The sequence below is a fragment of the Bacillus capparidis genome (assembly GCF_017832095.1).
Taxonomy (GTDB): domain Bacteria; phylum Bacillota; class Bacilli; order Bacillales; family Bacillaceae; genus Bacillus; species Bacillus gobiensis.
In genome coordinates, this window is record NZ_JAFDST010000001.1 from 1,194,211 (window position 1) to 1,213,544 (window position 19,334).

The following is a 19,334-nucleotide window of genomic DNA, read 5'->3' on the forward strand; positions in this document are numbered from 1 at the left end:
TCCCCTCTATATAAATGATCTTCGCAAAAAGACATGGACACCCTTTGGTGCATAGGCAGCAATGGTTTGGTTCGCGCTTTGCAAAGTTACCCACCCAAGTCCCGAAAAAACAATGTCCGTTTTTGCTTGCTTGATCTGAAAAGTGTGCTTAACGAGTTCCGGAAATTCAGAGACATCTTCAGGGCCAGGCGGCTGAAGCATATCGCCAACATGCTTCTCATACAGCCGATCAGCATTTTCAAGCTTCGTCCGATGGATTTCTATTGCATTTGGTACAAAACAGACGAATGACGAACGATCTCCAGACACAAAGTCCAATCTTGCTAATCCGCCAAAAAACAGCGTTTGTTGTTCGTTCAATTGGTAAATTTTCGGCTTTAGTTCTTTTTTTGGTGTAAGCACCTTTAAGTCTTTTGCATTGATGTAATGAGCCATTTGATGATGGTTAATGATTCCTGGCGTATCATACAAGGAGGTTCCGTCATCAAGAGGTATTTCGATTAGATCGAGCGTTGTACCCGGATAATGGGACGTTGTAATAACCTGATCCTCACCTGATACTTCTTTTATTACCCTATTGATAAAAGTTGATTTGCCTACGTTTGTACAACCTACTACATAGACATCCTTTCCTTGCCGATAAGATTCGATCGCCTGAATCAGTTCTTTTATGCCCTGGCCGCGGTCTGCGCTGATTAGGAAGACATCCAGTGTTTGCAGCCCATTTTCCTTTGCTTCTCTTCTCATCCAATTGATCAAGCGGTCTTTCTTCAAGGATTTAGGCAGGATATCGGCTTTATTCCCTACAAGCAATACAGGATTTTTTCCGACAAATCGGTTTAAACCATTGATCCAGCTCCCGTTAAAATCAAATATGTCAACAATTTTTACAATCAATGAATCCGTCTCGCCGATGGAATGAAGAATTTTTAAAAAGTCGCTGTCATCAAGCGAGACATCCTGTATCTCATTGTAATTTTTTAATCGAAAGCAGCGTTGGCAGATCACTTCATTTTTTAAGAGCGCCGCCTCTGGAGTATAGCCCGGTTCTTCTTTGTTATCGGTTTGGATAGGAACTCCGCAGCCGATACATACTACTTTTTCCATTGTCTGTTATTCCTCCCACTGAATGTGGCCTCTGCGTCTCAAGGCGCTTAAGATCCTTCGTTCAATCTGGCGGTTAAATTTTGTGAAAAAACCATCCGAAGAGGCGACTGGCACAACCAGGATCGTATGGTAGCCGTGCCGATTGCCGCCGAGTACATCTGTCATCAGCTGATCGCCAATCACAACCACATCGTCTTTATTTAATTCCATGTTTTTGACAGCCTTTCGAAAAGCTCTGCCCATTGGCTTTCTTGCTTTATAAATAAAGGGGATCCCAAGCGGTTCTGAAAAAATCTTTACTCGCTTTTCATTATTATTCGAGACGACCGTTACTTTAATCCCATTCTCTTTCATCTCAGCAAACCATTCAATCAACCGCGGTGTGGCACTCGGGCGATCCCATTCCACCAATGTATTATCTAAATCGGTGATGATCCCTTTGACATTTCGTTCACGTAATTTGTCTGGAGTGATGTCGAAAATATCTTTTACAAATTCATCGGGTAAAAAAAACTTTTTCAGCACAGGGCAGCACCTACACCTTTCGTGAAAATTTCATTATGTCGAACACAATCACATTCTGTCAAATTCAAAGAATATTCTAAAAAGTTTTCGACATTTCTTGGTGTTTTCCTACAGTGTGGATTAAATTACACACATTCTCCACACTTAATTTATCTGATATTGGCTAATTTATAAACATGATACCCACAAGTTATCCACTTTTCCATGTGGATAAGAGAACGGTTGTTCTTGTCCATTTTTCATGTTAGATTAATCATACATTAAAACCTAACAGTTTATGTTTCTTCATCAAACAATAGAACCCTAAAATCGGAGGTGCAATTCCCATTAAATGGGTATCAAGTATGAGAAAGCTGTCTGATGAATTACTTATCGAATCTTACTACAAAGCAAATGAAATGAATTTAAACAAAGAGTTTATTGAGCTCATTGAAATTGAAATCAAACGAAGATCACTTAGCCATGTTTTATCCCGTTCTTCATAAATGAAAACATCATTCCTTCTGATCCAAAGAGATATTATATCATTTGCATCTTTACCTTACTACTCCAATCAAAAAAAACACCTCAATGAAAGAGGTGCTATTTATACCCATAAAACCAAAATCCGCCGCCAATAACAAGCAAAACCACCAATAATACGACTATTAGAGCATACCCGTATCCTGTATCACGGGGATAGGCGGGATACGGGTATAGCCAATAATCGTTAGGCAAGCCGTACAGAACGTCCACATCCCTTCTAACCTTTTTATAGTACATTATGAACAAATTTCAGGATGTGATTAGGCGTTTGTCCTTTAGTGTTCTTGAATATACCCATGATCGTTTATCTCATGATAAACCAATCTTGCACCTTTAGGGGTCATATGATTGCCGGAAGGATCTATGAGTCCTGATTCAATTAATTTCTTGTCTGTATCGCCGCCAGCTTCCTTAACGAATGCCTTCCAATTATCGATAAGCGGCACGTTGGTTTCTTTTGCTGTTTCTCTGACAATTTCATTATAGGAATTATGCCAAGCCCTCGCGCCTCCAACTTGTTCAAATGCTTTCGGATCATATATCGAATAATAAAATAATGAATGGTTTGTCCCTTCTATCAGCGGAAGACATGTCATCAGCACTGGCTGGATTCCTCGATCTTTGCTGGACTCCACAAAGTACAAAAGATTTTCTTTAAACCTCTCTTTTGAAACCCTGGGAACATTTCCGGTAAAGATTGCTGCGTCATTCGTACCGAACATTATAAACAGGTAATTGGGTTTATTATCTAGTACATTCTTTTCAAATCTATACCTTGCGTCTTCGGTGGTTTCTCCTGCAATTCCCGCATTGATGATATTATATTCCCCTCTAAGTGAATTACCGAGCAAGTTCACCCATTTTTCTGAAGTCGCATAATGATGAAGGCTCCAATTCGCTCCTTGTGTGTTACTATCTCCAAACGCGACAATTTTTTCTTTCTGGTTGCCTCCACAGCCTGCTGCCAATAAAAGCAGTAGAAGTATTAATGCTTTTTTCAATCATTATCCCTCCATTGCGATTACGTATATGGTAACCTATATACTGATTTGTTTCAAAAGTAAGGGAAATAAAGAAACCTCTCTTATTAGTTGAGAGGTTCAAAGCATTCGGTTTGTTTACTCATCAACATTATTATGAAATAAGCTTTAAGCCGATAACAGAGGCGAGAATCACTCCAATACAAAACAACCTTTTTACATCCTTTGATTCTCCATAAAACAGGATACCTACCAATGCTCCACCTACTGTACCGATTCCCGTCCATACGGCGTATGCTGTTCCCATCGTAATTGTTTCCATTGATTTTGAAAGCAAAAGGAAGCTAAAGGTAAAAGTAACCAGAAGCAGCAAGCCATCCCACCATTTTTTGCTTCGGCTTAATTTATTTAAAAACAATACCCCAAACACTTCAGAAATTCCTGCCAACATAAGAAAAAGCCATTCCATTTAAGAATCAGCTCCTTTCTTTTCCCGGTTTACTGAGATGAGCTTTAGTCCTAAAACCCCGCTCAATAATGTAGTTATAAGAATTAATTTCATCCACTGAAAGGATTCACCAAAAAACAAAATGCCGGTGAGAGTTGTTCCTGCAGTTCCCATTCCGACAAAAACCGCATAGGCCGTTCCAGCTGGGATATTTTTCACTGCTTTTATAACCAAATAAAAGCTTAAAACGAGCAAGCCTGCTGTTGTTGCCCATTCCCATAGATGATCGGCATATTTTAATCCAGTTACCCAGAGAATTTCGATTAATCCTGCTAAATAAATATAAATCCAGCTTTTATTCATTGATTATTGCTCCTTACGTAATTCCCGACCAAAAAATTTGCCAGGAAGCATTGATTCGTTTTTCTGTTCTTTTGTCTCCGCCGTAAATCATTTCGATCGATACGGCATCTAATACTCCCATAAAAGCATTGACGAGCACTTCATTGTTCACATTTTTTCGAATAATATCGTCACTTTTCGCCTGTTCAAACAATGGAAGAAACAGAGCTTCAATTTCATCTAAATACCTGTAGACATCAGCCATCACCTCTTCATATAGATGATTTGGCGGAAAAAAAGACATTCTTAGAAAAAATTTCGCCTTCATATCGTCTTCATACCTTTGTTTATGCTGGTTCAAATATTCGAATAAACAGCTTTCCAGGCCGAGTGAGTATTGATTTTCTAAATATGCTTTTGTGAATGCGATCTCATGATCCAGCGCAAGCTTAAACACCTCAAGAAAAAGCTCATCCTTTCCATTAAAATGAGCGTAGATTGAAGGCTTTTTTATTCCAACAGCGTTCGCAATAGCTGATAATGATGCACCCGCAAATCCGTTTTGCGCAAAGCATGTCAGGGCGGCTTCTTTTATTTTTTCTGTCATTAATGAAATCACCTACCTACCGTTCGTTAGGTTAAGTGTAGCACATTTTTTGTCATGCAAATTAATTTCTTTTTTTCATCAACAGTATAGAAAAGTTAATTGATAACTATAAAGAAAAGCTGACCTCAGAAAGTCACCTATAATGACCTTACTTAGTCAGCCTCCCCATATTCGATTACTCCTATTTTCATTAAATAATTTTACTTTTGAAAGTTCCTTTATTTTTTCTTCAGGTTTTTTATAACGACGTGTCACCTTTTCTAGTTCCTTAATTGCTGTTTCAAATTCTTGTCGAGATAATTGTTTATTAGCGAAGGATAAACATAGTAACGAGAGTGCAATTGGCATTGTATCCACTTGAATATTTACATTGACATCAACATCTGAATTCCCGCTGCGATTAACAGATGAAGAAAGGTTAGATTGAATTTCATTAATAGATCTTTCCTTTATTGATCCATCAAATTGCTGCAAGGAACGATTTTGGATCTGGTGATTTTCCATATAGTGTCCTCTTTTCAAAACTAGTACATCCAAAGGAGCATTCATAAATCTAATGAATACCCCTTTAAATGAATCATATTAATCTAATGCTTGTAATTGCGATATTGTTTTAACTTTTGTTTTTGATCTTGGTCTTGACCTTGTTTTTGATCTTGATCTTGTTTTTGATCCTGATCTTGATCTGCTTCAGCTTTTGAACGAACTTTTGATTTAGAATCAGAATCTACATCTATTTTAAGGTCAACTTTGGAGTTTCCGCTGTTAATAATTTTGGCATTTGCTTCATTGATATTCTTATCTGTGTTTTTTAATTTGTTTTGACTGTCTACATCTGTATCTATATCGTTTTTAAAATCAAATTCGACATCTGACTTCGATTTTGAATCACTGTCTGACTTTGCATGGCTTTGGTTTTTGTTTTTACCATCATTCTTATTCGAAAACCATGGGTTGCTCATGAGTTTTCCCCCTTTCATGAGTATATTATATTCACATTTGCCAAAGTTAATTGGACAAGATAAATAGGTACTATGCGGATTTTAATAACATATATTAATTGTTGCGCTCCACGCATGCTGCATCATCACTTTTTGAATTGCTCGTTTAAAAATAAATTCATCTCCTCTTTCTAAAGCTATTTCAGGTGGTACAGACACAAACAAACTCCCTTCCACATATAGTACGAATAGGCAAGTGCCTAGATCTTTTGTGGAGGTGAAGAATTATGTCAAGTATTCTAGCAACGCTCGGGATTGTGATTAAGGAGCTTGTTTTCTTAGTATCATACGTGAAAAATAATGCCTTTCCACAACCGCTCTCAAGCGGAGATGAAAAGAAATACTTAGAATCAATGGCAAATGGGGATGAGCATGCCCGAAACATGCTGATTGAACATAACCTTCGATTGGTCGCCCACATCGTTAAAAAATTTGAAAACACTGGAGAAGATGCGGAGGATTTAATTTCCATCGGTACGATTGGTCTTATAAAGGCGATCGAAAGCTACTCGTCCGGTAAAGGAACGAAGCTGGCCACCTATGCTGCACGCTGTATAGAAAATGAGATATTTATAACAATAGGGTACAGCATTGCATGCTGTACCCTAAAAAGTGATGATATCCACTGTTTCTGAATCTTTTATAATGACCTGCTTTACAAGCAATCTAATTAGATCCCTCTGATCATCTAATGTCATGTTCTTACCTTTAAAAGTTCGATAATAATCAATTGCAGATTTAAGAGCTATTTGACTGACTGAATGTTCCTTATCACCTTTTATTTCTTCTTCCATCTGTGTATACTGTTCTTTAAGATTATTCTCTTTTTGTTGCAATTCCACCATTTGTTCTTTAATTTCTTCTATATCAATATCATCATCACTTAGGCTGATCAACTTGATTAATCGCTGACGGCCTTTTTTTGCTTTTTCAATTTCTAACTTCATCATCTCTAATTCTTCTTTTTGGTACGTTTCTTTTTTCTTTTCTTGATGGACAGAAATTTTATCCGGATTATTTATAAATTCCTGAACGCCTTCCCATACCCACCGATTTAATTTATTTTCGCTCATAGATTTGCCGCAGCCTTTATACTTTGCACCCGCATAATTTTTTCGACACTCGTAAATAAAAAAATCTTTCCCGTGAGATTTCCTTTTTCGCCCAGTCATGGTGCCATTACATATGCCACACCTAACCAAACCTGATAATAAATAATCATGTTTTCCGTAATTAGTTGACCTTCTTCGTCCTTGACCTAATAGATCCTGAGCATAGTTAAACTGTTCTTCCGATATAATTGAAGGAATCTTCATATATACCCATTCTTCTTCAGGCTTAATTTTTTGAATGGATTTATTCCCCGATTGTTTGCTTACATATGAGCCAACAGTATCCCACCTGTTCTGCACATAATCCCCTGTATAAGCTCTATTCATGAGGATTTGCCTTACAACCTGACGATGCCAAACCTTTGCTTTATTTTTGGTTTTAACTCCAATCTCGGATAAATGTAGAGCAATTCCATTAATTCCTTTGAATCTGCTTTTGGGATCCGTATAGTAATCAAAAATCATGCGAACGATTTTTGCTTCTTCTTCATTAATCTCATAGGTTTCTTTTTCTTTATTGTAGTCATAGCCGAAGAGATTTGAATTTTTCACCACTTTCCCCTTTTTAGCCTTTGATAGCCGGCCAGAAGACGTTCTTTCTTTAATTTTCGCTTTTTCAAATTCTGAAATTGCACCACGTAAAGAGAAAAAGAGCTGCCCTTCTGGACTGTTTGCATATTCACCATTGACGAAAACCATCGTAATTTTCTGTTTCCGCAGCTCGTCATCAAGAATTAACTGGTTCATTAGTTTCCTTGATAACCGGTCAGGATCATAACATATTAACTTGTCAATCAACCCTTTTTTCGCATCTTCACGCAGTCGATTTAATCCCGGACGCTCCATTAGTTCTCCTGAAAACCCCTCATCCGCGTACTTTAATACATCATGGGTTCCTGCTTTTTTCATGCAAGCTTCTATTTGATTCTCTATGCTGTATCCCCTGGTCGCTTGTTCCTCGGTCGATACCCTTACGTAAATCGCTATCACGTTGGCGCTCCATCTCCTTTCGGTAGAGATTTATTAAATAATCATAGCAAGCATGAACGCATTTGTCAGCATGTGGTCCTTCAATAATCCTCACCTTCATGATGAACACCCCCATACTCATGGATATGTTCACTGGAGTTGTACAAATGGCTGTTTTCTCCATGAGAAAGAGGATAAAAAAAGAAGCCCTAACCTATGAGCCTGCTTCCTTTTGAATTATAAAAGTCCGCTTTTTATCCCGAAAAAGGCTTTTTAACAAATCACTGAATTATTTAGGGAAAACCGATTCTTCATTTATACGTGACCCTACAAGTAATGCTCCTTAAACTTAAGATATAAATATTTATATGCGGTATATCCCATACCAGCTCCTAGGGTGTTTAAGAGAATATCATCTATATCAACACTTCTATATGTAATGCCTATTAACTGAGATATTCCAAATTGAAGTAATTCTATTAATAGTGCAACTAGGAAACCTAACAACAAAATTTTCTTTAGTGTGTTAAATTTCGATAACAATGGCATCAAACACCCTAAAGGGAATAAAAGGATTAAGTTACCACCAAGTTGGGTAAGAATAATGGATTCAAACCCAGTATTTAAAATCCCAATTATTGAGTAAAGTGGGATAAAATTATGTGGCTCCTCGTAACCACCTGAGATACTATCTGCTATTAATCTAGCGTCCACAGGAATCGGAAAAAGTGTAACGGATACTACCCCACTTAAGTAAATAAATGTTGCAAAAATAAAGATACTTCTTTCTAAAGAATAACGAGCTTTCTTTAAAAAAATCACTTTGTAAACCCTTACCATAATAAAAACAATGTAAACGCTTAATCCGATTGCGTAAGGTAAGGTTTCGTTTATCATTTAATCACCCTTTTTCAAGAAATATCCTATAATTAGAATTCTATAAAGAGCTACTTGTTCCTTCTTTATCTTAGGATCGTTACATTTTCACATTTAATTTTTTAAAATTTTCCTTCCCCTTTTCTGTTAACAAAAGAGACCGATTTTCATGATTTCTTTCTACCCATTTATTCTCTATAAAATGGTCAGTTGCAGCAGCCCCTAAAGCACCTGCTAGATGATAACGACGTTCACTCCAATCAAGGCATTTTCGAGCAAACGCTCTTTTCTTCTTTTGAAGTTGGTCAATATTTATCCCTAAACTCTGAAAAAAAGCAGTACCTGTCTGAGTTAAAACATAGTCTCTTTCCTTTTCGATAATAAAACTGTTATCAAGTAGATATTGTGTCCAATTTACACCTAGAGTACCTGCCAAATGGTCATAACAAGTGCGAGCATAATGAATGGAATCCTTAGTTCTGCTCTCTTTTAAAGATTGAACTTTGGGTGTTGGTGCAAAAGAGGATAACATTTCAATCATCTCAGCTACTTCAACACTTGCCAATCGGTAATAGCGATAACGACCATGTTTTTCTACTGCCAATAAATTTCCTTCAACTAATTTTGCTAAATGAGAACTTGCGGTTTGAATTGTGATCTTTGTCTGAGTGGCTAACTCACTAGCAGTAAAGGATTTTCCGTTCATTAAGGATTCTAAGATTGAAGCTCTGGATTTATCAGCTATCAAAGCTGCAACAACAGAAACACTTGGCTCTACACTCACTCTATCACCTCTAAATATTTCATACTTCGATCGTCGTCTAAGTCATTATATTCTATAATTATAACTAAAAATAAGAGTGGCTGTTATTTTTTGTATGAATTCAATATAGAAGGAGTGCGATACCAAGTGAAATTGAAAAGGACATTTCGTTCCTTAAGCATCCGTAATTATAGGTTATATTTTTTTGCACAAATCATTTCTACATCAGGATTATGGATACAACTTGTCGCTGAAAACTGGCTAGTGGTTCAGTTAGGTGGTTCTGGTCTAATGCTTGGAATTACAACTGCTATTCAATTTACACCTTTGCTATTTCTAAGTGTTTATGGTGGTGTTTTGGTGGATAGATGGAACAAGCATACCCTTTTAATGTTTACTCAGATTTCATCAAGTATTTTAGCGCTCCTTCTTGGAATACTGGCTCTTACAGGAAGTGTACAAATATGGATGATATGGATTATCGCATTCTTATTGGGATGTGTGAATGCATTGGATACACCTGGTCGTCAAGTATTCACAAGAGAATTAGTGGGGCCAAAACATTTAACAAATGCAGTAGCTTTAAATAATACGATTAGCACTAGCGGGAGAGTGATTGGCCCTGTAATTGGAGCAATCCTGATTTCTATTTCAGAAGTAGGTGTTTGCTTTTTAATAAATGCAGCTTCATATATTGCAGTTATTATCGCTTTACTAAAGATAAATAAAAGTCAGCTACAAGTAGAGTCTGTAGTAACTCGCAAACATGGTCAGGTGAAGGAAGGATTGATTCATATTTGGAATCATCCTAAATTGAGGACAACTTTACTTATTATGTTTATTACAGCTACTTTTGGCTTGAACTTTCAAGTGTTGCTTCCTTTATTTACTTCCCAAACATTTCAACAAAGTGGTGAATGGTATGGATTACTTATGTCTAGTCTTGGTATCGGATCAGTCATAGGGTCACTTTTGATAGCAAGTTGGAAAGACCCTACTGTAAAACGGGTAGCTCTTCTTTCCACTGTATTCGGAATCACTATAGTTGCAGTAGCATTGTCCCCCACACTGCCAGTTGCCTTCATAACAGTTGGATTAATGGGGGTAGGAAGTAGTTTGTTCTTAACAGCTTGTTCGGGGTGTCTTCAATTAAATGCAGGAGATGGTATGAGTGGAAGAGTGATGGCGATGTATTATGTTGCCTTTTTAGGAACTGCACCTATAGGAGGAACAGCAGTTGGATGGATTGCTGAAATTTGGGGACCTAGATCAGCATTTGCTTTAAGTGCAATTGCATGTATGGCAGCTAGTGGGTTTGCCTTTTTTGGACCTAATAAGTACAAAACAAATATGAAAAAAACAGAAACACGTGCATAAAAATCTTCAAGCGAGAAGTTAGCGTTACATAAATATCCTTCCTAATTAAAGAAGCCTACCTCATTGGTGGGCTTCTTCTCGTATATTGGTATTCGGTACTACCCATCCTTTTCGAGAAAAAAGAGGTGATAATCCCAGGAGAGATTCGAACTCCCGACCGACGGCTTAGAAGGCCGTTGCTCTATCCTGCTGAGCTACTGGGACAAAAAAGAGCTTGATATATTAAGGTTTATGGACTATCCTTTGTCCTGTTTTTGTTCTTTAGTCCGACGGCTACTCTTCGGATATGTCCTGAATTTCTCCCTTATTTTATCACATACTTATTTCCTACTACAATCACTGTTCTTACTATCTGTTGCATATTCAATATTCTTTGGGTGTTACATTCCCGCAATTTTGAGGACTTTTTGAATTTCATAGGATAAGAGAAATTGATGAGTGCAAATGGAAATATCAATATAGCTAACTAAGTGATTTCCCACATAATAGTTATAATTCTATTCCCATAAAATTCCCAACAAATTACCTATTTTTTCTAACCTGTTTGTTATGCTAAAATTATAAGTGAGGGGTGATAAAGTGATCAATAAAAAGAAACTTACAGTTGAGAAAGCCAAAAAGAACTTTAAGTGGTATAGAAAGTACCTTCCCTTAATTGGTGTTTTATGTTGGGTCGCCATGACTGTAACGGAGTATTTAATTGGGACTTTTAAAGGAACTGATATGATGACGAATGATTTTCTTATTTATTCAGTATTGAAATTGTTGGTTATAATCGTATTAGTATACTTAATTAAATGGAAATATGATGCGATAGCAAGTATTTGGGAGGACAATAAAAAATAGTGTAAAAAATTACGTAACTACGTAATTTTTAATAAAAAAACAGGGGTGACAAATTTGAAGCAAAAGAGTTTATTAGTGTTGCTGTCGTTTTTGATAGTCATAATGCCTTTTAACTCATTAGCACAAGAACCCCAAGAATCTACACAACAATCACAGAAATGCAGTAAATGCTCAAAGGATACTTCATTAGATGAATTAAAAGTAAAACTAAAGAACGAAATGGGGATTGAAACGAAGTACTTGTCAAATGATGGCGTTGCTAAAATAGAAAATAAAGCGCTTTCTAAAAACAATGACTTTAAAAAGTTATTGAAAAAATTGAAAAAAGAAGGATATAAGGAAGTTAACTTGGATGGAAAAAGTTTGCTTTTTGAAAACGCTACAATCGATAAAGGTCTTACTAAATCAGATTTGTCATTTGTATACGGCGGGCTAAAAGATAAGGCAGGGAATGTGGTTATATATACACTTGGATACAGTTCAGCAACAGATGAATTTTTCCAGTTCACAGTTGAGAAGATCCCTCCTAAAGCTGAAGCCAAAGATGATATTGATGTTTTGATTCAAAATAATAATAATGACTTTATGGTATATGGCAAAGATTATAATAATACTGAAGGCGATGTGTCGACCCAAGGATTCACTTGGAATGGAAAAGCATTTGCTTGCGGAATGGCTGGAGTGGTCGCTTGTATTCAATTCTGTCTGGTTTATACTTTATTGAATCCTATAGCGGGTACGGTTTGCGATGTCGCTTGTGCAGTTGCTATGACGGCTGTATGTAGTGTTAATGGTGATTAAAATAAAAGCAACCCTTCCATTTGGAAGGGTTTTATTATCCTTTAATTAACAATTATTTTTATTTGTCTTTTCAGCTTTGTTTTTTATTATGATATTTCAGTAAGTAAAAAAGATAATAGGAACTTTCATCTTAGTACTTATCCATAAATGAAAAGGAAAAGGAACGATAAAATGCTAAACGTTAATGAGATTAAAGAAAGAAAGAAAATAAGATTAGAAATTTTAGAACAGCTTTATGACCTTTATTTTCATCCACCTACTCAAAATCAAGCTTTATTCACCAAAAGAAAAGAGTTAATCGGGGAAAGGAATAGCGAAAAACATTTAGCATATCATTATCTACTTACATCTGGATATATTCATATGGATGTTGATGAAAATGATAGAGCTAAGGTGATGATTAAAAATAAAGGCATTGATTATGTTGAGGCTTTTTATGAAGAGAAAGAAAATGATAAATTAAAATAACGGGAACGTTTGTTAAACAAGATTGGGAAAACCATAAAAATTGGGTTTCCTTTAGATTTATCAAATTATCAACGTTAAAATTTAACAGAGCCAAAAAGAAAAGCAGTAAGAAAAATAATCAGTTTTTCTTTAGCTGCTTTTTCGTCTGATGTTGTTTTATGAAAGTAGTGAGGTTAAATGGCTACTCTTTCGTTTGTGTGGCTAATATCATAATCCCAATCTAGCACTTCGTATTCTTCATTATGTTGATTTCACAACTATTTCAAATTAAACTTTTGCTACACAATCATATAGATCTTTAAAGAAGTAGAAAAAACATATAAAACCCTGGACTTTTTATATTAAACAGATTATACTAAATTAAAGTACGAATATGTTGAGCCAATTTGCCCCATTGCTGAAGCTAATGTATTTCTTAACGCAGTAGGTGATGCTGAAGAAAAGTTCTTTCCGAAAATCTCTTTAATCGAATTTGCTATGGAAGGCACTGTTGGTTTACCCCAATAGTTTCCTCCTGTTAAGTTTTGAACCCTTTTAACACAGGTACTCGATGGTTTAATGTCATTTCCCCCATCCGAGCTAGTTGGCACAGTAACAAAGGAATAAGTAAATCGATGAATATCTTTAATAGAATAGGCAGAAGAACCCACTGTTATTCTATGTCCTTCGAAACCAGTTGATGAATAAATCATATCCCAAAGCATTGGTATTTGAGCGTTATCATTCCAATTTGTTTTACACTGAATTATCCCAATTTCCAATTCATTAAAATCCCTATCAGTTAATGAGTCTATAATATTAGAGTAATTAAATTTCCCACCTCTGGTAGCAGGAGGAATTAAATCACCTTGAGTGTCCCTAGTCTGAATAGCAAACTTATCCATTGTAGTATATTCTTCTTTATTCGGAAAGGTTATTGCTATTAAATCTGATTCTGTGTTAGATGGAAAAGTACCATAACGAACAGTTATCGCCTCCCTAACAGGTTTGGGAATTAATGATTTTTTAAATTTTATAACGACTGTTCTTGTTTCCAATAGACACAGATTCAGATACCAACATACAAGTGCTTCCCAACCTGTACCTCCACCCGAAATAGATGCTTGTGACCTTCCTGAAGAAGATGTAGATCTAAATACCTCGGACAAATGGTCTCCTAAATTTATTATATTTAATGGAGCATTTAAATTACCAATACGATTGGTAATTTCTTGACGCCAAGTTGGCCAAGCCTTTTTAACAGTGGTTAATTCAAATAATCCTTTTATAGCCTCCTCCCTCAAATATTCACAAATGTTTTGACTCATTAAATATTCCCCCGATTTTCATTAATTTTGAATACAAACATAATTTTACAAAAAAATATTAAAAAAAACCAGATTAAGTGTAATCTGGTGTCTAAAAATAACGATCTAAGTCTATCATACTATAATAAACTCATTTTCAAGTGTGTCAGTATTATTTTCCGTATTTAATGCTTCTTTTATTTTCAATCCAATGGCTTTGGAAAGCAAAGGAGGGACAGCATTTCCAACCTGTGTATACTGCGGGACTTCGACTCTCCTTCTAACTCCTCCCGTTGTTCTTTTACCCCGAAATTCAAAACTATCATCAAATGATTGTAGTCTTGCTAATTCCCTAACAGTAGGAATCCGATTTTCAAAAGGGACAATAAAATCATCCGGTAATGTAACTACTGTAGGAGCAGGCTGATTTCTATTATATCTTAATCTATTCCCCTTTTTAGACAAAAATTTCTTAACAATATCTTCTCCAGCAGACCCATCCTCTAATGCATCTGCCAAGCTAACTAAGTCATTATATTCATCCTGTTTATTAAAACATTCTATAAGAAGATCTGGGTAATTAAACAGAACATTCTCCAATCCATTGTTTAAGATTCGATTTAAAACTGTCGACGTATTCTCACCTTCACGATACAAGCTAAAACGTTGAATTACAGCTTCACTATGTCTTGACAAATCATGGTTTTGAATTGGCCCACGGTGTGCTATCGGATCACCAAATTCAATGCCATGCCGATTAGCATTTAAAATTCTTGGAGTCCTACCTAAATTAGACCTTACTTGATAATTGGTTAAACTGTCATTATTGATTGTGTGGGCATTATCAATAATTAAATCAGAAATAGCATCTTGTACCGTAACAATTTCCTGATTTTCATTTACTTCAGGATATTGAGGAGGAGCTTGATCATGTCGGAAAGCAATAAAAATAGCCCTTCTACGTTTTTGCGGAACTCCATAATTAGAAGCATCTAATAATCTAGGTGTTAATACCCTATATCCTATTGCGTTCAACTCATTTGCTAACAATTCAGTTACCAATGTATCATCTGGATAGTTTATTCCAGTTACCCCTATAAAATTATCTAATTTGGTGAAAAGAAAACCCTCAACATTTTCCATCACCACATACTTTGGCTGTACTTCGCTTATCACTCTAATATATTCCCTAAACAGCATATTTCGGGGATCATTTTTCTTTCTTCTCCCAGCAAGACTAAATCCTTGACAGGGCGGACCTCCAAATATCGCATCAATTTCAGGTATTTCATGTCCTTGGAAAATCTCTAGGGAGTGTATGCTTTGAAAAATAAAATCGCCATTTAATTGGGAAATATCTGCTCGATGAAAGTAAGTATTTTGCCCTTGATGAAGGCCCAATTGTTCATGTCTATGTGTGTAAGTTCTTTCAACATCCTCGCTTATATCACTTGAAAATAGGATATGATATCCCGCTTGGATCAAACCCTCACTCATACCACCTGCGCCACAGAATAAATCTATTGCATATGGCATTCTATCCTCTCCTTGGTGATTAGTATACACATATTATATAGGAAATCTTCGAAAAGTCCAGGGTTTTCATAGATTATATCAATGTCTAAATTTTTATTATACATGAATTTGGCATGAATTTGTGATTACTTTCGAAAAGTCTTATTTTCTTACTCTGCCTTTTTCTAAAAAGTGTTTCTTTGCATTATTAATAAAAACCACTGTATCACTGATTACCTTATCAAAATCTTCTTGGATTTCATGTTCCCAGATCCTTTTTATATTCCAACCTCTACTTTCATAATAATCAGTCACCACTTCATCCCTCTTTTTGTTACGAAGAAGTTTTTCCTTCCAAAATTCTGGATTACTCTTAGGGAAATGCCCATGCAATTTACAGAGGTGCCAAAAACATGAATCAATGAATATGACGATTTTGTATTTTTTAATGGTAATATCGGGTTTCCCAAATAACTTCTTATCATTTTTCCTAAATCTGATACCATACTTCCATAACTCTTTTGAAACCCTATCTTCCAATTTTGATCTGGACTTAACTGACCTCATAATATTTTTTCTGCCTTCTTCAGAAAATTCCACAACCTCACCTCTATTCACTAAGTTTTATATATATACCCTTTAATCAAAAAATAAGACAAGAAAGCCAAGCTATACAATTCTGATAGCATTGGATCATCAACAACTCGCATATTTTCTCTAGACAAGCATAAGACTTTTCCTTACCTAAACTATTCTATGTAAAGACGCATCTATTAGGAATAGTCTGTCTATGTAAACAACCCATTTCAAAGAAGACGGTAAGCTCTTCCCAATAAAATCGATATTTTATTATCTGATCGACAGAGTGAAATAATTGTGACGTGTGCTTACCAACTATCTCCCTATTCAAATAAATACCGGCTGTAAAATGTGAAAAATAGCCCCCTGTAAGCGCTTGGCGAAATTGAACACTTTTTGCTAAACATGAGTGAACACTTTTCTGGAAATTAGCGTGTGCCTATAATTGCTTGACATGGAGCCTCTGCGTGCAAGATTTCCAAGCGAAGCCGCATCACAATAGAAGTTCGCATAGCCACCAAGGCTATCATGCACACTTCTCCATGTAAAGCAGATGCTTCGAATTGGTAAAAAGTGTTCAGTCTTATCTAGCAGAAACTGTTCAACTCCTACTTAGCGGTTACACCCCCCTATATTTTTGCTATTCTTAATCTTTAACTCTTATCGGTTTATACCTTTTTGTGTTACAACTTTTCGTTCTATTCAACTATTTCATTTCCAACCAACTCAAAAAGACAGCGAGATATTATTACCGCTGTCTTTTCTGAATAATTCCATGAATTATTATTGTATCTCTTTTATTGTAATGTTATCTTAATCTTTAAGTTAGCTTCTAATTCTTCAATTTTATAAGCAGCCTTTACATCTATTAAAGTTTTTTCAACGGAATAAAGTATTTCATCCATATAAAGTTCTTCTGTTCTTTCAATGATAACTTCACCCTGCTCTTGTAAAGAGATTAATGTTTTCCCTATTGCTCCTAAGATCCCTTGCATTTTATCATCTCCTATTTGTTCGCAATATTATTTCAATTAGTTAAATCATATACATTCTCATTCATTATTAATTATAACATTTTCGTAAGCTAAACTAATAACTATATAAGGCTTGTTTTCTTAATCTAGGCTCTTTGCTTTGTACTCATTCTTTCTTCTGATAAGTGTTCTTTTACCTATGCCTGTCATCTCTTCAACTTCTTTGTATGAATGAGTCTCTAGAAGCTTCAAAGCTTGTTTTACTTGTTTCTTAGTATGTTTTCTTGGCCTTCCTTCCCGAAAATCATCTCGTAGCTTTGCAATTGCTTTACCTTCTTGTGTACGTTCCACTATCATATCTCTTTCAAATTGTGCAAAAGCACTCATAACAGTAAATATAAGGTTTCCTGTAGGTGTATTCTCTACTAACCCAATATTTAAAATATGAACCTTTACACCTTTTTCAAATAGTGATTTTACAGTTTCAATACCATCTATTGTTGATCTTGCAAAACGATCCAACTTAGTAACAATCAAAGTATCGCCTTCAATTAGTAAAGATAGCAATTCTTTAAATTTAGGTCTATCTGTCTTTGTTCCCGTGAAAGCTTCTTGATAGATTATTTCACAACCTTCATTCTCCAACTTACTAACTTGTTCTTCTAATGAATTCCCATTTGCAGCTTGTCCTCTAGTACTAACCCTTGCATATCCATATTTCATTATCTAAACGCCTCTTTTCTCGCTTCATTTACGTCACTATGTTTTGTCACTTATTGATACCTTGATAATATTACATTACAAAAACAGTGTCAATACTTTTAAGTTTTGTCACCTAATATACATTTTTAAGTGCAGCACTTTTAAATTTCATATTATTAAATAAAGGGGATTAGGTGCAGCACTTTCTAAATAGTATGTTTTTTCAGAAAAATCACTTGTTTTTTATAAGCTGCTGTTTTAAACTACACTCATACCAAATATATCTAGGAGTGATTAATAATGGCAACCATAAGCAAAAAACTTTTAAAAGCAATATCATTTAATCCAACAAAGAGGTCTTATCAGATAACAATAAAAAACCTATGTGAAAGAATTGAAAGTAAACAAATTGTACTGCCACTTTATCAATCTGGAATACGTTGGACATTACAAAAAAATATTGATTTATTAAATTTTCAGTTACTAGGTAAAGCCCCTGTCTCACCAATTTCAATTAATGAAATCTTAGACACTAGTATTGCTGTAGAACAGGTCACATTTATTGACAGAAAGCTAATTGATGGAAATGTTCAAGGTAAGCACTCAATTACAGATGGGCAACAACGCCTAACATGCAACTTCAAAGCTTATAGCGATGACGATTCTTTTAGAAGTGTTGTTTTAGATATCGGGAGAGGGTATTTTTATGAAGTGAGTGGAGAAATACAAAATCATCAAATACCTGTTGGGAAATTGTTGAACAAAGATATTAGCGAATTTTTCAAATACACAAACAGCAATAACTTTTTAATGAAACAAGAAGTAAAAGATGTCCTTATGTCAGTAAGAAGTAAGTTATTTGATTACAACTATACAGTGAATATTGCAGAAGATTTAACCGAAGCAGAACAAGTACATTGGTTTGAAGTACTTAACAATGCAGGAAGTCGTGTATCGAGCGTACAGCTTAAATTTGCAAAATTACTGGCTAGAGGTATGGATATTTATTCTGATTATACTGACGTATTTGTCTCAAAAATGAAGGCAAATGGTTATGATTCTCTTTTTGTCCAAAAAAATACCGAAGTATCAATCCCTATAGCAACATTAAACACTGCCTATGAAGTTGTAACACAAAGAGAGAATCATGTACGCAACTTCACCCCTATGGCCTCAGACACAAAAGAAAACCAGCTATGCTCATTAGAAACCGATAAATTGAAACAATGCTTCGACCTTACTTTAGATGGTTTAGAGAAGACGTTTAAGTTTATTGACGATAACGAGCTTGTCCCTCCAAGACGCATAGATTATATAACATATATTGCCGGGTTATACGTTTACAATCAAAATAATGAGTTCAATGAGAAACAAAAAGCAGCATTAATAAGCTGGTATGAAAACACCGATTTCACAAATAAATCTAATGATGATAGGAGAGATATGTTTAAAGAAATACTAGAAATTAGATATATAACTGACAAAGATATCACTCAAATGGAATTAATATAATGACTCTATCGTTAGCATA

The 19,334-nt window shown here is 35.3% G+C and carries 22 protein-coding genes, 1 tRNA gene and 1 pseudogene; 6 read left to right on the forward strand and 18 right to left on the reverse strand.

Going from position 1 to position 19,334, the window contains the following annotated elements; translation table 11 throughout:
* Nucleotides 1-6: 6 nt before the first annotated feature.
* Together yqeH and JOC74_RS06090 are read right to left on the reverse strand one after the other, a co-directional pair.
* Entirely contained in the window at nt 7-1,107 is a 1,101-nt protein-coding gene (gene yqeH, locus JOC74_RS06085; protein ID WP_211086076.1) for a ribosome biogenesis GTPase YqeH, read from the reverse strand.
* A gap of 6 nt (nt 1,108-1,113) precedes the next feature.
* A complete protein-coding gene (locus tag JOC74_RS06090) occupies nt 1,114-1,632 on the reverse strand; it encodes a YqeG family HAD IIIA-type phosphatase (RefSeq protein ID WP_053603460.1) in 519 nt (172 codons plus the stop codon).
* A gap of 344 nt (nt 1,633-1,976) precedes the next feature.
* Here JOC74_RS06090 and sda point away from each other — a divergent pair, with 344 nt between their 5' ends.
* Complete coding sequence (gene sda / locus JOC74_RS06095) at nt 1,977-2,117, forward strand: sporulation histidine kinase inhibitor Sda (RefSeq protein ID WP_053603461.1); 141 nt, start codon at nt 1,977-1,979, stop codon at nt 2,115-2,117.
* Between the two features lie 97 nt (nt 2,118-2,214).
* Here sda and JOC74_RS06100 read toward each other — a convergent pair whose 3' ends face one another.
* The 7 genes from JOC74_RS06100 to JOC74_RS06130 all read right to left on the reverse strand — a co-directional run bounded on the left by JOC74_RS06100 (nt 2,215) and on the right by JOC74_RS06130 (nt 5,496).
* Complete coding sequence (locus tag JOC74_RS06100) at nt 2,215-2,394, reverse strand: hypothetical protein (protein ID WP_211086110.1); 180 nt, start codon at nt 2,392-2,394, stop codon at nt 2,215-2,217.
* A gap of 38 nt (nt 2,395-2,432) precedes the next feature.
* Nucleotides 2,433-3,158, reverse strand: coding sequence for an SGNH/GDSL hydrolase family protein (locus JOC74_RS06105; RefSeq protein ID WP_053603462.1), 726 nt, complete (start codon nt 3,156-3,158; stop codon nt 2,433-2,435).
* 133 nt (nt 3,159-3,291) lie between these two features.
* Nucleotides 3,292-3,606, reverse strand: coding sequence for a DMT family transporter (locus JOC74_RS06110; protein ID WP_053603463.1), 315 nt, complete (start codon nt 3,604-3,606; stop codon nt 3,292-3,294).
* Entirely contained in the window at nt 3,607-3,948 is a 342-nt protein-coding gene (locus tag JOC74_RS06115) for a DMT family transporter (RefSeq protein ID WP_053603464.1), read from the reverse strand.
* A 13-nt stretch (nt 3,949-3,961) separates the two neighbouring features.
* Entirely contained in the window at nt 3,962-4,534 is a 573-nt protein-coding gene (locus tag JOC74_RS06120) for a TetR/AcrR family transcriptional regulator (protein ID WP_053603465.1), read from the reverse strand.
* A gap of 156 nt (nt 4,535-4,690) precedes the next feature.
* A complete protein-coding gene (locus JOC74_RS06125) occupies nt 4,691-5,038 on the reverse strand; it encodes a hypothetical protein (protein WP_053603466.1) in 348 nt (115 codons plus the stop codon).
* 83 nt (nt 5,039-5,121) lie between these two features.
* Complete coding sequence (locus JOC74_RS06130; RefSeq protein WP_053603467.1) at nt 5,122-5,496, reverse strand: hypothetical protein; 375 nt, start codon at nt 5,494-5,496, stop codon at nt 5,122-5,124.
* A gap of 266 nt (nt 5,497-5,762) precedes the next feature.
* On the opposite strand from JOC74_RS06130, the pseudogene JOC74_RS06135 reads away from it, so the two are divergent.
* Nucleotides 5,763-6,110: pseudogene (locus JOC74_RS06135) on the forward strand (sigma-70 family RNA polymerase sigma factor); the annotation flags it as partial.
* 30 nt (nt 6,111-6,140) lie between these two features.
* Here JOC74_RS06135 and JOC74_RS24070 read toward each other — a convergent pair.
* The 3 genes from JOC74_RS24070 to JOC74_RS06150 all read right to left on the reverse strand — a co-directional run bounded on the left by JOC74_RS24070 (nt 6,141) and on the right by JOC74_RS06150 (nt 9,276).
* Nucleotides 6,141-7,637: a recombinase family protein gene (locus JOC74_RS24070; RefSeq protein ID WP_053603468.1), complete on the reverse strand. Its 1,497-nt coding sequence runs from the start codon at nt 7,635-7,637 to the stop codon at nt 6,141-6,143.
* 306 nt (nt 7,638-7,943) lie between these two features.
* Nucleotides 7,944-8,513, reverse strand: a complete 570-nt coding sequence (locus JOC74_RS06145) for a VanZ family protein (protein ID WP_053603469.1) — start codon at nt 8,511-8,513, stop codon at nt 7,944-7,946.
* 79 nt (nt 8,514-8,592) lie between these two features.
* Entirely contained in the window at nt 8,593-9,276 is a 684-nt protein-coding gene (locus JOC74_RS06150; RefSeq protein WP_053603470.1) for an ArsR/SmtB family transcription factor, read from the reverse strand.
* A 126-nt stretch (nt 9,277-9,402) separates the two neighbouring features.
* Between JOC74_RS06150 and JOC74_RS06155 the strand changes: the two genes are divergently transcribed.
* The gene (locus JOC74_RS06155) at nt 9,403-10,632 is read left to right on the forward strand and encodes an MFS transporter (protein WP_053603471.1); all 1,230 of its coding nucleotides are present in this window, start codon (nt 9,403-9,405) and stop codon (nt 10,630-10,632) included.
* Between the two features lie 130 nt (nt 10,633-10,762).
* Here the strand turns inward: JOC74_RS06155 and JOC74_RS06160 are convergent.
* Nucleotides 10,763-10,836: transfer RNA gene (locus tag JOC74_RS06160), tRNA-Arg, on the reverse strand.
* Between the two features lie 696 nt (nt 10,837-11,532).
* On the opposite strand from JOC74_RS06160, the gene JOC74_RS06165 reads away from it, so the two are divergent.
* Both JOC74_RS06165 and JOC74_RS06170 read left to right on the forward strand, forming a co-directional pair.
* Nucleotides 11,533-12,279 carry a putative immunity/bacteriocin fusion bifunctional protein gene (locus JOC74_RS06165; RefSeq protein WP_211086077.1) on the forward strand — a complete coding sequence of 249 codons (747 nt, stop codon included), beginning with the start codon at nt 11,533-11,535 and terminating at the stop codon, nt 12,277-12,279.
* A 171-nt stretch (nt 12,280-12,450) separates the two neighbouring features.
* A complete protein-coding gene (locus tag JOC74_RS06170) occupies nt 12,451-12,747 on the forward strand; it encodes a hypothetical protein (RefSeq protein WP_211086078.1) in 297 nt (98 codons plus the stop codon).
* A gap of 350 nt (nt 12,748-13,097) precedes the next feature.
* Here the strand turns inward: JOC74_RS06170 and JOC74_RS06175 are convergent, their stop codons facing one another.
* From JOC74_RS06175 to JOC74_RS06195, 5 genes are all read right to left on the reverse strand, one after another.
* Entirely contained in the window at nt 13,098-14,054 is a 957-nt protein-coding gene (locus JOC74_RS06175; RefSeq protein WP_211086079.1) for a hypothetical protein, read from the reverse strand.
* A 114-nt stretch (nt 14,055-14,168) separates the two neighbouring features.
* Nucleotides 14,169-15,569 (reverse strand): DNA cytosine methyltransferase, encoded by a 1,401-nt coding sequence (locus JOC74_RS06180; RefSeq protein ID WP_211086080.1) that lies wholly within the window; start codon nt 15,567-15,569, stop codon nt 14,169-14,171.
* Nucleotides 15,570-15,710: 141 nt separating this feature from the next.
* The gene (locus tag JOC74_RS06185; protein ID WP_312883776.1) at nt 15,711-16,148 is read right to left on the reverse strand and encodes a very short patch repair endonuclease; all 438 of its coding nucleotides are present in this window, start codon (nt 16,146-16,148) and stop codon (nt 15,711-15,713) included.
* Between the two features lie 776 nt (nt 16,149-16,924).
* Nucleotides 16,925-17,122, reverse strand: a complete 198-nt coding sequence (locus tag JOC74_RS06190; RefSeq protein WP_211086081.1) for a hypothetical protein — start codon at nt 17,120-17,122, stop codon at nt 16,925-16,927.
* Between the two features lie 120 nt (nt 17,123-17,242).
* Complete coding sequence (locus JOC74_RS06195; RefSeq protein WP_211086082.1) at nt 17,243-17,824, reverse strand: recombinase family protein; 582 nt, start codon at nt 17,822-17,824, stop codon at nt 17,243-17,245.
* Nucleotides 17,825-18,103: 279 nt separating this feature from the next.
* Here JOC74_RS06195 and JOC74_RS06200 point away from each other — a divergent pair, with 279 nt between their 5' ends.
* Nucleotides 18,104-19,315 carry a hypothetical protein gene (locus JOC74_RS06200; protein ID WP_211086083.1) on the forward strand — a complete coding sequence of 404 codons (1,212 nt, stop codon included), beginning with the start codon at nt 18,104-18,106 and terminating at the stop codon, nt 19,313-19,315.
* Nucleotides 19,316-19,334: the final 19 nt, after the last annotated feature.